Here is a 12859-nt window from a genome sequence, read left to right on the forward strand (position 1 = left end):
CCCCGCACGCGGGGAGAAGGACTTGTGACGCACCGCTTTCCCGATCGAAGGCGCTGCTCGGGGGCACGTCCCCTCTCCCCGTGAACGGGGAGAGGGTTAGGGTGAGGGGCGTTTAGCCGTCAGAGAAATTTCGGCCGAATAAGGACACAACCACCCATGCAGACCGTGTTCAGCATAGCCGTCGATGCGCTGGCCTACGGCATGGTGCTGTTCGTGATCTCGATCGGGCTTTCCGTGACGATGGGACTGATGCGCGTGGTGAACCTCGCGCATGGGGCGTTCGCGATGATCGGCGGTTACCTTGCCTCCTATGCCGCGCGTGACCTGGGGCTCGGTTATGCGGCCGGTATCCTGATTGCCGTCGTCGGGACGGTCATCATCGCCATCCCGATCGAGCGCCTCCTCTACCGCCGCCTTTATGGCGCGACGGAACTGACCCAGGTGTTGATGACGATCGGCATCACCTTCTGCGTCATCGGGATTACCAACTTCATCTTCGGGCCGACGCTGAAGACCATCCCGTTGCCGCCGGCGCTGCAGGGTTCCGTCGATCTCGGCTTCCGCTCGATCGCCGCGCACCGGCTCTTCGCGATCGTCTGCGGGCTGATTGTCGCGACGGCTCTGTGGTTCCTGATCGAGCGGACCGCCTTCGGCATCCGGTTGCGTGCGGCGGTGGACAATGCCGCTATGGCCGCGGCTCTCGGGGTGCGCACCGAGATCGTCTACGCGGTGAGCTTTGCTGTGGCAATCGGGCTTGCCGCGCTCGGCGGCGTGCTTGGGGCCGAACTTCTTCCCGTCGAGCCTTATTACGCGCTGCGCTACATGGTGACCTTCCTCGTTGTGGTCTCGGTCGGCGGCGCGGGCTCCATTCCCGGCGCGCTTCTCGCCTGCCTGTTGCTCGGCACGATCGATACGACCGGCCGCTATCTCGCGCCGGAATACGGAGAATTCTTCTTCTATCTCGCAGTCATCGTGATCGTGACCCTCTTTCCGCGCGGGCTTCTGGGGCGGTCGAAATGACAGCGGCTTCCACGGATCACAGCTCTGCTGCCAACCCCTCAATCGCCCAGCGGCTTGCCGATGGCGGGTTGATCGGCACACTCTTGATCATCGTGATCGGGATGATCGGCTACTATCTCTTTCCGAACAATCTGGCGCTGCTGACGCGGATGACGGCGATTGCGCTGCTGGTCCTGTCGCTCGATCTGGTGACCGGATATTGCGGTGTGGCGACGCTTGGGCACGCGGCGCTTTTCGGGGCAGGGGCTTACGGAGCCGGCATTGCAGCGGCGCATTTCGGCATTAGCGAACCATTGACCATGACGCTGGTCGGAGCACTGGCGGGCTCTGCCGCCGGCCTCGTTTCGGGCGTCGTCATCCTGCGGGCCCACGGCCTGGCACAACTCGTTCTGTCGATCGCCGTCATCCATCTCTTCCACGAGGCCGCAAACAAGGCGTCGGCCTGGACCGGCGGCAGCGACGGACTTTCCGGCATCATGCCGGAAGCGATCTTCGGTCTGTTCGAGTTCGATCTCTGGGGGCAGACGGCCTACATCTACGGTCTCGTCCTGTTGATCATCGTCTTCGTGGCACTCAGGATCCTGGTTCGCTCGCCCTTCGGCATGCTGGCGCGCGGGGTGAGGGAGGATCGTATCCGCATCACCGCGATGGGCGCTTCGGTGAACTCGGTGCTGCTGCGCATGTATGTGATCTCCGGGGCCGTGGCCGGCATCGGCGGTGCATTATCGGCCATCTCCACGCAGGTCGTCGGGCTCGACAGCCTCTCCTTCACGCTGTCGGCCGAGGCATTGGTGATGCTGGTGCTCGGCGGCACGGGCTCGCTTTATGGGGCGATGATCGGCACGATGGTCTTCATGTGGTTCGAGGACACGCTGTCGGCCATCAATCCGTTCCACTGGCTCACGATCATCGGTGCATTGCTTGTCGCCGTCGTGCTCTTCGCGCCGAAGGGGCTTTATGGCTCCACCGCCGGTTTCGTCAACCGATTAAGGAGGAGGCGGGGATGAGCGTTCTCTTCGAGGTCCGGAATCTCAGAAAGAATTTCGGCGGGCTGGTTGTCACCAATGACGTGTCGCTTGCCATGGCGCCAGGCGATCGCGTGGCCCTGATCGGCCCGAACGGGGCGGGGAAGACGACCTTCGTCAACCTCGTGACCGGCAATCTCAGGCCCGATTCAGGCCATGTCTTCCTCGGTGGTGAGGATGTGACCCGGCTCAAGGCCGCCAAGCGCGTGCGGCGCGGCCTGATCCGCTCTTTCCAGGTGACGCGGCTCTTTCAGGACATGACGCCGGAAGAGCACGTGGCGCTGGCAATCCTGCAACGGGAGAGGCAGGCAGGAAAAATGTTCGGCCACTATTCCCGCAAGCCCGAGGTGATGGACGAAGTCAGGAAAATCCTGGACCGGCTCGGGTTGATCGAGCTTTCGCATCTGAAGGTGCGGGAGATCGCCTACGGCCAGCAGCGGCTCCTGGAGATCGCGTTGGCGATGGCGCTGAGTCCCAGGATGTTACTGCTGGACGAGCCGGCTGCCGGCGTGCCGCAGTCGGAAACCACGCGCATCGAGCAAGCGTTGAACAGCCTGCCGCCGGATCTTGCCGTGCTCATGATCGACCATGACATGGACCTCGTCTTCCGCTTTGCCCGGCGGGTGGTCGTGCTCGCGGCCGGAACGGTGATCTTCGATGGCTCGCCGAAGGATGTGACGCAGGACCAGCGCGTACGCGAAGCCTATCTGGGGAATTATGCGAATGCCGGCGGCACTGCTTGAGGTCAAAAATCTTTCCGCGGGTTATGGCCCGACGCGGGTGATCGAGGACGTTTCCTTCTCCGTGCCCGCCGGATCGAGGCTTGCTCTTCTCGGCCGCAACGGAATGGGCAAGACGAGCCTGCTGGCCACATTGGCCGGCCAGACGCGGCGCTATGGTGGCCAAATCCGCCTCGCCGGCGTCGACATCGCGGATGAGCCGAGCGCTGCCCGCGCGCTGGCCGGCCTGGGTTATGTTCCACAGACCCGGGACGTCTTCCCGACCCTGACAGTCGAGGAAAATCTCTTCGTCGGGTTGAAGGGTCGCCCGAAGGATGCGATCTCGGAGGCCTATGAGATGTTCCCGCGCCTGAAGGAGCGGCGGAGGAATCTTGGCAGTCAGCTTTCGGGGGGCGAACAGCAGATGCTTTCGACCGCCCGCAGCATCCTGGGCCAGCCGACCGTACTCCTGCTTGATGAACCGCTGGAAGGTCTGGCGCCGGTTATCTGCGAAGAGCTGATGGCGGCCTTCTCCAAACTCGCTCAATCCGGAGAAATGACCATCCTGCTCGTCGAGCAGCGCATCCAGAGCGCGCTGGATTTCGCCGACAATGTCATCATCCTCGAGCGCGGCCGCATTGCCTGGCAAGGCAGCCCGCAAGTGCTCGCCGCGGATCATGATGTTGTCGAGCGGCTGCTCGGGGTCGGCGGTTTACATTGAAGAGTGCGAGATCCTCGGATGTCAAAAGACCGACAACAGATAAGATCGGTCCCTCGTCCTTGAAATCACGGTTACTTTCGTCGATGAAGAAGGCTCACCTTTCTCCGGAATCACCCCTATGCCCGACCTTTCCAGTCTCGCCGCCTTTGCTCTCATCGCTCTTGGCATGGTACTGACGCCCGGGCCGAACATGGTCTACCTGATCTCGCGATCGATCTCCCAGGGGCCGATGGCGGGATTGATCTCGCTCGGCGGCGTGGCGCTCGGCTTCGTCTTCTACATGCTCTGTGCCGCTTTCGGCATTACCGCGCTGGTCATGGCCGTGCCTTATGCCTATGACGCGCTGCGTTTCGCGGGCGCGCTCTACCTGCTCTATCTCGCCTGGCAGGCGGTGAAGCCGGGCGGACGCTCGCCTTTCCAAGTCATGCAACTGCCGAAGGACAGTCCGAAAAGGTTGTTCGTCATGGGATTGATGACCAACCTTCTGAATCCCAAGGCGGCAGTGCTCTATCTCTCACTGCTGCCGCAGTTCATCAATCCGGAACATGGCAGCGTGCTTTCCCAATCCATCGTGCTCGGCTTCACGCAGATCGCCATCAGCATCTCCATCAATGCGATGATCGCACTGATGGCGGGTGCTATCGCGCTCTTTCTTGCCCGCCGGCCCGCATGGATCGTCGTCCAGCGCGGGCTGATGGGAACCGTCCTTGCCGCTCTTGCCGTTCGCATGGCGACGGAAGCGCGCCGCTGATTTCGGCCTGCCGCCGGTCGTCGCAAGGGGACGTCAGGCCGTCTTGGCAGCCTTTGCCAATTCCTTCAGATGTCCGGCGATCGTGGCGGGCACTTCCAGCGGCGTGAAATGCCTGACACCATCCATGATGAAGAGCGACGCACCGGGAATATTGTCCGCCATGTAGCGGGCCATCTCCGGCGGCGTCGCATAGTCCTCCGTGCCAACGGCGACGCGGCAGGGGAAGGAAAATTTCGGCAGGGCGGCGCGAATGTCCGCATTGCCGAGCATCGCGCAGGTCGCGGCATAGGCCGGTAGTTCGTTCTTCAGGAAGACGGCAATCGCCTTCTCCACGATATCCGGATTGGCCTCGCGGAAGCTATCGCTGAACCAGCGGGTCTTCTGAAAGCCGACAAGCGCGGCCATGCCTTCGGCGAGCGCCTTGTCGGCGCGCTTCGCCCAGGCTTTTGGGGCGTCCTCTCCGTACCATGCGGTGGTGTCAAAAAGACCGAGCGCGTCGACGCGCTGCGGATAACCGGCAGCAAAGGCGAGCGCCACGCATCCGCCCATGGAGGCGCCGGCGACGACGGCCGAGGACCAGCCGGCATGATCCATGAGATCGGCGAGGTCATCGGCAAAAAGCTCGACACTATAGGGGCCGGCCGGCTTGTCGGAAGCGCCGTGGCCGCGGCAGTCGTAGATGAGGGCATCGGCAAAACCGTCGAGGGCGGCGACCGTCGGCTCCCAGAAGGTCTTGTCCATGGCAAGCGAATGCACGAGCGCGATGCGGCCCTGGCCACTTCCCTTGACGAGGCGATAGGAGATTCTCGTGCCGTCGCGGGTGGTTGCGGTGCTGTTCAACGGATCGTTCACCTCGAAATCCTTCTGATAAGAGAATGTGTTGCGTCATACTGTATGACAAAGATATACGCAAACGGACCCGAGAGACAACCGCCGATGTGAGGATTGCCGCACTTTGTGAAAGTATGGCCTAGCTGGCAGCGGAAAGTGCCAGCCCTTCCGCACCGGTCTCCTCGGCAAGCTGCCTGGCGACCAGCGCAAGTTGGCGGCGCAGCCATTTGTGGGCGGGAACATCCGTATGGACATCGCTCCATACAGCGGTGGCGGAGACCCGCATGTTCGGCACCGGCACAGGACAGAAATAGAACCGCGACGGATCGAAGATCGGCACCATCTTCTCAAATACCATGACGATGAGATCGGAGCGGGAGACGATCGCCGGTGCGGCCAGGAACTGGTGAACCGTGGTGGCGACGCGCCGCTTGAGGCCCGCTTCTGCCAGGAATCGGTCTGCGCGGCTCACATCGCTCATGCCGGGCTTGACGGCGAGTTGCTCGGCGGCGAGGAATTCATCGAGCGTGATCGGCTGGCCCGCAAGCGGATGACCTTGCCTCATCATGCAGAGATATTTGTCTTCGAAGAGAGCTATGTGCTTGAAACGGCGCGGCAGGTTGGGGATGACACCGACCGCGAGGTCGATCTCGCTGTTGTCGAGAAGTGCCGGCAGTTCTTCGTTCGGGCGCGATTGGATCTTCAGGGCCACCCGCGGTGCGACGCGGGCGATATGCTCGATCAGAAGCGGCAGCATCACCACCGAGGCATGGTCGGAAACGGCGAGGCTGAAGGTCCAGTCCGGATCGTTGGGTTCGAAGACGGTCGGTTCGAGCGCCTCCTCGATCTGTCGCATCGCCGCCTGAATCGGCCCGGCGATTTCCAACGCCCGCGGTGTCGGCCGCATGCCGTCCGCCGTGCGCAGGAAAAGCCGGTCATTCAGCAGCAGGCGCAGGCGATTGAGCGCGTTGGAAAGCGCCGGCTGCGACATGCCGAGCTTTTCGGCGGCGCGGTTGACGCTGCCTTCCGCCATCATCGCGTCGAAGACCACCAGGAGCTTGAGATCGATGTTTGCCAAATTCATTTCAGTGATAATACTCTTTGCTTTTTGAATTTGCCAATGGCGGCGCTGTCAGATCAACATTGTCGTACAAAAATACAATACTACACAAGTGTTGCGATGAAACCTCGCGGGCGCCGGTGTATGCGTATTCGGGCGGTCCCTCGACCACGGCGTTTTGCTGGGGGATGCCGCCTCCGGTGATAGCTCCCGAAACGAGGGAGGAGGCGCATGAAAGCGTCTCACGAGCAATGAGCCTCGCGGATAGCGAGGCGGTGGAGGATATATATGCTTCTTGAACAGGCCATGGCGGCGTTGGGGGTCATCTTTGACCCGATGCGCTTCCTGATCATCATGCTGGGTTGTATACTCGGCCTTTTCATTGGGGTCATCCCCGGCATCGGCGGCCTGGCGGGCATGGCCCTGCTTTTGCCGTTCACCTACACGATGGACCCTTATACGGCGCTTGCCTTCTTGATCGGCATGTGGGCTGTGACACCGACGGCCGACACGATCCCGTCGATCCTGATCGGGGTGCCAGGAGCTGCAGGATCGGCAGCGACTGTGATGGACGGCTATCCCATGGCGCGCCGCGGCGAGGCCGGGCGAGCGCTCGGCGCTTCCTACACTTCATCGCTGATCGGCGGTATTTTCGGAGCCGTCCTGCTCGGCATCGCGATCCCGATCCTCAGGCCCTTCATGATGGCCTTCGGCACGCCGGAGCTTTTGGCGCTCTGCATCCTCGGCCTCACGCTGGTCGCGGCCGTCAGCCAGGGCAACATGATGAAGGGCCTGGTGGCCGCCTGTTTCGGTGTCGTCATCGCTTCCGTCGGCGACGAGGCGCAGACGGGTGAACTGCGCTGGACCTTCGATTCCATCTATCTCTGGGAAGGTGTTCCGCTTGAAGCACTGGTGCTCGGCCTCTTCGCCGTGCCGGAACTGATCGAGCTCGGCGCGGCGCGCCAGTCGGTTGCCCTCCATCGCAGCGAAAGCATTGTGCGCGACCAGTTCCGCGGCGTGCGCGACGCGATCCAGAACATCCGCCTCGTGTTCCAGAGCTCGTGGCTCGGCGCGATCCTCGGTTCGGTCCCCGGCCTCGGCGGCCCGGCGATCGACTGGATCGCCTACGGCTCGGCGGCGAAATCGGTGAAGGGCGGCACCGAGAGCTTCGGCACCGGCGACGTGCGCGGCGTCATCGCCTGCGAGGCGGCCAACAATTCCCGCGAAGGCGGCGCGCTCATCCCGACGCTTGCCTTCGGCATTCCGGCGAGCGCCACCATGGCGATCCTGCTTGGCGCCTTCATGATGCACGGCATCCAGCCGGGTCCGAAGCTGCTTACCGAACAGCTCGACATCACCTACACGATCGTCTGGAGCCTGATGATCGCCAACATTATCGGCGTGCTCATCTGTTTCGCTTTCGTGTCGCAACTCGCCAAGCTGGCATTGGTGCCGGCAGGCATTCTGGTGCCGACGGTGCTCGCCATCGTCTTCATCGGAGCCTATTCGGCGACCCGCGACATCGGCGACATCATCGTTCTCCTGATCTTCTCGGTGATCGGCTGGGCCATGAAGCGTTTCGGCTGGGCGCGTGCACCGGTATTGCTCGGCCTCGTCCTTGGAGGTTTGGTGGAACAATACCTGTTCATTTCGACCAGTCGCTACGGTTCGGAATGGCTGACACGTCCCGGCGTCCTTTTCATCCTGGCGATCCCGGTCCTCTACTTTGCCTACAGCGCGGTAAGGTTTTTCCTGAAGCGTCGCGAGCCTGCACTGGCCGCGGTCGGTGCAGCAGTCAGTGAGCCCGCCGCCCCGAAAGAAGCTCCGGTCGGACAGGTCTCCATGATCGACCGTATCATGCTGCCAGGCATGTGGGTCCTTGCCGCGATCCTGTTTGCCACGGCGCTTGCCACCTCGACCGAATGGGCGCTTGCTGCAAGGCTGATGCCACAGACGGTATCGGCCGTCGGCCTCATCGTCGTGATCTGCTCAGGCATCGGTATCTACATGAGAAAGCGCGCCGGCGAGACGATCCTCAAGCCGCGCAAGGCGAGCGAGGCCGATCCGCTGGAAGCGATGCCCGACCGCCAGCTTTACGCACGCATGGGCATCATGTTCGCCTGGGTGCTCTCGGTCTTCGTGGGTACGCTCCTGATCGGTCTTCTGCCGACACTGCTCGTATTCATGTTCGGCTATATGCGCTTCGAGGGCAGACAGCCCTGGATCCGCACGCTGGTGATTACGCTCGTCATCTGGGTTGCCATGTTCATCCTTTTCGACAAGCTGCTCGTCATGCCCTGGCCGCAATCCTATCTGGGCGACGCCTTCCCGCAATTGCGCACGATGGTCTCGGACATCATCTGAGCCACGGCCGACAATCGCAATGGAAAGGCCGGAGCATCGCTGCTTCGGCCTTTTCGTTTGTCTATCGTTGCCGCCGCTTGACTCATTCATAGCTCTGTGGCTATACGTAAATTCATAGCCGGCGAGGTATGGATTTCAAATGTCGAACGCTCATGACGTGCTCTTCAGAACGCTCGCCGATCCGACCCGGAGGGCTCTCTTTGAACGACTGTGCCGCGAAGGAGAAAAGACGGTCGGAGCTCTGACGGCCAGGGCCGGGGTCTCGCAACCGGTCGTTTCAAAGCATCTTGCTGTGCTGAAGCGTGCCGGGTTGGTGCGCGACCGCCATGAAGGTCGCCAGACGCACTATAGTGCGCAACTTGGCGCGCTGGCTCCTCTGGTCGACTGGACGAGCCAGATGGCCGGGTTCTGGCAGAGCCGGTTCGATGACCTCGAAGATCTACTCAAAAGGATGGACCAATGAACGAAACGTCGATCGAAACGCGCTCCGTCGTTGTCGAGCGGGAGGTAGCTTTTCCGCCGGAGAAGATCTGGCGCGCACTTACGCAACCACACCTGATCGAGGAGTGGCTCATGAAGAACGACTTCAAGCCTGTTATGGACCATCGTTTCAAGCTTAGCGCAGACTGGGGTTCCGTCGACTGCCAGGTTCTGGAAGTCGAGCCGAACAAGACTCTGTCTTACACATGGGGTGCCTATGGTCTCGAAAGTATCGTTACCTGGACTCTCACCCCTACGCGCACAGGCACCCATCTGCGCATGGAGCAATCGGGCTTCCGGCCGGATCAGCAGCAGGCCTATCAGGGCGCCAGACACGGATGGCAGAAGTTCCTCGCAAATCTGGAACAGGTCTTGGCTCGGACAGACTGAAATCTGTCTGGAGTGAGCGTGGAGAGAGGGGGATTCCCATTGGATTGGAACAGAACTATTCGGCAGGTCCACCGCTGGCTGTCGATCATCTTTACGGCAACCGTCGTCGCAAACTTCGTCGCCATGGGGCTGGGGGAACCTCCCTTGTGGGTGGTCTATTCCCCGCTGCTGCCGCTCTTTTTGCTATTGTTCACCGGCCTGTACTTATTCGCGCTGCCCTATGCTGCCATCAGGCGCGGCGCACCGATGGACACGACTGAACTGAACGATCGGCACGGCAGATCTCAGGTCCCGGGGCGCGAGGCTTAATTTTACCCAAGGTTCATGTTTCCTTTGGAGCGCAGGCGGAAAACGCATGTAAAAAGCCCCGCTCGGATAAGCGGGGCCTGTGCTTCCGGAACTCCTTTATCCGGTCAAGCAAGCTCGACCATCGGGTCGCGACAATATTCCGGCGGCACGCGGACGTCGATCACCCAGGGCTTGCCGGCCTTCACCTTCTCGATGCCGCGGATCAACGCGCCGGCAAGGTCAGCGATATCGGTGATCGGCCCCTCGCCATCGATGCCCTGCGCCTTCGCCAGCATCAGCAGGTCCGGAACCGGGTCCTGCAGGCGCTGGCCGACCCAGGCGTTTTCCGGTGGACGGCCGCGCTGGACCGCTACCTGCGCCTGATGGTGCTCGTCGTTGAAGTAGGAGTTGTTGTTGGAGATCACGTAGAGCAGCGGGATGCCCTGCGATGCCGCGCTCCAGAGCGCGGTATTGCCCATGGTGAAGTCGCCGTCACCGACGATCGCGATCGGCACGCGCGGGGACTTCATGTCGCGCAGCGCGAGCGCCGCGCCGATGCCGATGCTGGGGCCTGAGCCCACACCGCCGCCACCATTATGGCCGAGATAGTCGTGTGGATGTTCGAGCTCGTTGGCATTGACCGGCCAGCCGAGCGGGCGCGAGGTGAGGCAGACGTCCATGTCGCGCGTCACGCGGTTGAACACCTTGGCGAGGTCCATGAGGCTGATGTCGCCGGAGGCCCTCGACGGTTCGGCATCGATGCGGCGCCGCTCGTATGTCTTCGGGGCCGGCAGGCGCAGAGTGAGCGTTTCTAGGAGGCGCGAGACGGCGGTTTCCGGCACGGTCGGAATGTTGACGTCCACAGCCGGCAGGCCCTGGTAGTCCATGTTCCAGCCGCGATGGATGTTGAAGTCGTTCGAGACGCTGATGACCGGGGCGCTCGGGCTTCCGGCCGGGAAGACCTGGTTGATGGTGCCGGCGAGATCGAGCCAGTCCAGCGAAAGAACGGCGTCGGCTTCCATCAGGTGTTTCAGCAGGTTCTTCGACAGCTTCCAGCCGGTCTCGCCGATGAACAGCGGATGCGTGGTGGGGAAGCTGGTTGCCAGCTTCACATGGGTGAGCACTTTCGCGCCGATGAGTTCGGCGAGCTTGATGCGCTCGGCCCAGCCCTCTTCACTGCGCGAGGTACGGCCGCAGAGGATGACGGGGCGCTTGGCTCTCGCCAGGATTTCGACGGCCTCTTCGAGGTCACGGCGCGGCGGCTCGGGATCGGCAGGCGCCTTGAAGCGGGAGATGTCGTGCAGCGCAGGGACCTTTTCAAGCTCCATTTCCTGCACGGTGACATCAAGGTTCACATAGGTCGGGCCGGAGGGGCGGGCGGTCGAAAGCATCGTGGCGCGGCGGATCGATTCCACTGCGGCTTCCGGCGAGGCGGGTTCGTCGTCCCATTTGGTAAAGTCACGGACCAGGCCACCCTGGTCGATGGTGCAGTGGATCCACTCGATCCACGGCCGGCGCTTGGTGGCGTCGAGCGGGCCGGTGGCGCCGATGACGACGACCGGCACGCGGTCGCACCATGCGTCGAAAATACCCATCGTGGCATGCATCAGGCCGACATTCGAATGAACCGCAGCGGCAAGCGGCTTGTCGGTGATTTTCGCCCACCCTTGAGCGATGCCGATCGCATGTTCCTCGTGCATGCACAGAATGATCTTCGGATTTTCGTTGCCGAGATAATTGACCAGGCTGTCGTGCAGATGTCGGTAGCTCGCACCCGGGTTGAGGCAGATATAGGGAAAACCCTGCTCCCGGATCGCCGCGGCGATCAGGTCGCTGCCATATTTCGGCGCACCGGTTTCAACCGGGACGAAACGCTTCGTGCCCTGGTGGTCCATGGACGTAATCCTTGATATTGGGAAGTGACGAACGCTTAAAGGCAAAGAAAAACCGCGCGACCGGAGCCGCGCGGCATATCGGGATCAGTTGTTGAAGCCGTCCGCGATCGCCTTCTGGAGCGTGGCGACAACGTCCGGCGGGGTCGTGATGATCTTCTCGACGACCGCATCCACATCCTTGCCGGCCATCGGCGCGATCGGGATCGAGCGAGCCTTTGCGTCAGCCAGGAAATCAGGATCCTTCATCAGTTCATCGAAGGCCTGGGAGAGCCCCGCGACGCGATCTTCCGGTGTACCGGGCGGGGTCATCAGGGCACGGCCGATATCGCCGCCCGCACCGAAGAATTCGATCGCCTGCTTCTTGGCCGGATCATTGGTGAGCTCGACGGCCGTTGGGGTGTTCGGAAGGTCTGTCAGGCGTTTTTCCGAGAACTGCACGACCGGAACGACATCGCCGGCAGCAAGCTGCTGAGCGTAATTGACCGACCAGTTGGCCCAGACGGTGGTCGTCAGATCGGCTTCGCCGCGAAATACGGCGAGCGCGCTGGCGGTCGCGCTGTCATAACCGCAGACCATATTGAACTTCGAGCCGATCAGTGACTTCAGCACGGCTCCGGTCTGGGCGCTCGATGTGGTGCGGCCGGAGCAGCTCACGTTGGCTTCGGTCTTCAGCGAGTCCTCGATCGATTTCACCGGCGAATCCTTGCGCGCCATCATGACCGAGGTGACGTCGGCAACGCGACCGATGAAACGCATCTTCGAAACATCCCAGCGGCTCTTCTTCGGATCGAGGACCTGATCCTGCGCCAGCGATTCCGGCAGGAGCGCAACCATGGTGCCGTCCTTCGGTGCCTTGGTATAGAAGTGCGCGGCCGCAAGCGAGCCGCCGCCGCCCGGCATGCCCTGGACGATCACGGTCGGATTGCCGGGAATGTGCTTGCCGAAATGCTGAGCGAGCAATTGGGCGTAAAGATCGTAGGAACCGCCGGGCGGATGGCCGATCAGGATCGTGACGGTCTTGCCGCTGTAGAAGTCGGAAACGGCATCGGCTTGAGCCGAGACCGCGCCGAAAATGGTGGCACAGGCCGTGGCTGCAGCGATGGTCAACAGGCGGATCGATTTGAGCATTGAGACTCCCTCCCTTGGACCGGCCCTCCCGGCACGGCCCGTTTATGGTCAGATACTATGATGGTACTACTGTATGACAAAGAATCGGGCGACGCAACAGGGAAAGCGAATGATGTTTCGCATTCTTAACAAATGCCTTCACGCCGGTTCGCCTTGGAGTTCCTTATTTTCCATCGAAACCTTGCCG

Annotated in this window: 13 protein-coding genes; 9 read left to right on the plus strand and 4 right to left on the minus strand. The window is 62.0% G+C overall.

Translation table 11 applies throughout. The annotated features are described in order from the left end of the window. Positions 1-156: 156 nt before the first annotated feature. The 5 genes from JL39_RS00840 (at position 157) to JL39_RS00860 (ending at position 4236) form a co-directional block, all read left to right on the plus strand. Positions 157-1020: a branched-chain amino acid ABC transporter permease gene (locus JL39_RS00840; protein WP_037145287.1), complete on the plus strand. Its 864-nt coding sequence runs from the start codon at positions 157-159 to the stop codon at positions 1018-1020. After that, a complete protein-coding gene (locus JL39_RS00845) occupies positions 1017-2027 on the plus strand; it encodes a branched-chain amino acid ABC transporter permease (protein WP_081952634.1) in 1011 nt (336 codons plus the stop codon). Before JL39_RS00840 ends, JL39_RS00845 begins: the two co-directional genes overlap by 4 nt. After that, positions 2024-2788 (plus strand): ABC transporter ATP-binding protein, encoded by a 765-nt coding sequence (locus JL39_RS00850; RefSeq protein ID WP_037145289.1) that lies wholly within the window; start codon positions 2024-2026, stop codon positions 2786-2788. The genes JL39_RS00845 and JL39_RS00850 overlap by 4 nt, the downstream gene beginning before the upstream one ends. Then, positions 2769-3485 (plus strand): ABC transporter ATP-binding protein, encoded by a 717-nt coding sequence (locus JL39_RS00855; RefSeq protein ID WP_037145291.1) that lies wholly within the window; start codon positions 2769-2771, stop codon positions 3483-3485. The genes JL39_RS00850 and JL39_RS00855 overlap by 20 nt, the downstream gene beginning before the upstream one ends. Before the next feature lie 118 nt (positions 3486-3603). After that, complete coding sequence (locus tag JL39_RS00860) at positions 3604-4236, plus strand: LysE family translocator (protein ID WP_037145293.1); 633 nt, start codon at positions 3604-3606, stop codon at positions 4234-4236. Positions 4237-4269: 33 nt separating this feature from the next. On the opposite strand, the gene JL39_RS00865 is transcribed toward JL39_RS00860, so the two are convergent. Continuing rightward, positions 4270-5088: an alpha/beta fold hydrolase gene (locus JL39_RS00865; RefSeq protein ID WP_037145296.1), complete on the minus strand. Its 819-nt coding sequence runs from the start codon at positions 5086-5088 to the stop codon at positions 4270-4272. A gap of 118 nt (positions 5089-5206) precedes the next feature. Continuing rightward, a complete protein-coding gene (locus JL39_RS00870; RefSeq protein WP_037145298.1) occupies positions 5207-6151 on the minus strand; it encodes a LysR family transcriptional regulator in 945 nt (314 codons plus the stop codon). 264 nt (positions 6152-6415) lie between these two features. Between JL39_RS00870 and JL39_RS00875 the strand changes: the two genes are divergently transcribed. The 4 genes from JL39_RS00875 to JL39_RS00890 all read left to right on the plus strand — a co-directional run bounded on the left by JL39_RS00875 (position 6416) and on the right by JL39_RS00890 (position 9670). After that, positions 6416-8491, plus strand: a complete 2076-nt coding sequence (locus JL39_RS00875) for a tripartite tricarboxylate transporter permease (RefSeq protein WP_037145300.1) — start codon at positions 6416-6418, stop codon at positions 8489-8491. 139 nt (positions 8492-8630) lie between these two features. Continuing rightward, positions 8631-8954, plus strand: coding sequence for a metalloregulator ArsR/SmtB family transcription factor (locus tag JL39_RS00880; protein ID WP_037145302.1), 324 nt, complete (start codon positions 8631-8633; stop codon positions 8952-8954). Next, on the plus strand, positions 8951-9361 hold the full coding sequence (locus tag JL39_RS00885; RefSeq protein ID WP_037145303.1) for an SRPBCC domain-containing protein: 411 nt from the start codon (positions 8951-8953) through the stop codon (positions 9359-9361). The genes JL39_RS00880 and JL39_RS00885 overlap by 4 nt, the downstream gene beginning before the upstream one ends. A gap of 39 nt (positions 9362-9400) precedes the next feature. Further along, a complete protein-coding gene (locus JL39_RS00890; RefSeq protein WP_244446806.1) occupies positions 9401-9670 on the plus strand; it encodes a hypothetical protein in 270 nt (89 codons plus the stop codon). A gap of 104 nt (positions 9671-9774) precedes the next feature. Here the strand turns inward: JL39_RS00890 and JL39_RS00895 are convergent, their stop codons facing one another. Further along, positions 9775-11544, minus strand: coding sequence for a thiamine pyrophosphate-binding protein (locus tag JL39_RS00895; RefSeq protein ID WP_037145304.1), 1770 nt, complete (start codon positions 11542-11544; stop codon positions 9775-9777). Positions 11545-11628: 84 nt separating this feature from the next. Continuing rightward, entirely contained in the window at positions 11629-12672 is a 1044-nt protein-coding gene (locus JL39_RS00900) for a tripartite tricarboxylate transporter substrate-binding protein (RefSeq protein ID WP_037145305.1), read from the minus strand. Between the last annotated feature and the right edge of the window lie 187 nt (positions 12673-12859).

Origin of the sequence: Rhizobium sp. YS-1r, assembly GCF_000757525.1 — a bacterium.
GTDB classification, from domain to species: Bacteria; Pseudomonadota; Alphaproteobacteria; order Rhizobiales; family Rhizobiaceae; genus Neorhizobium; species Neorhizobium petrolearium.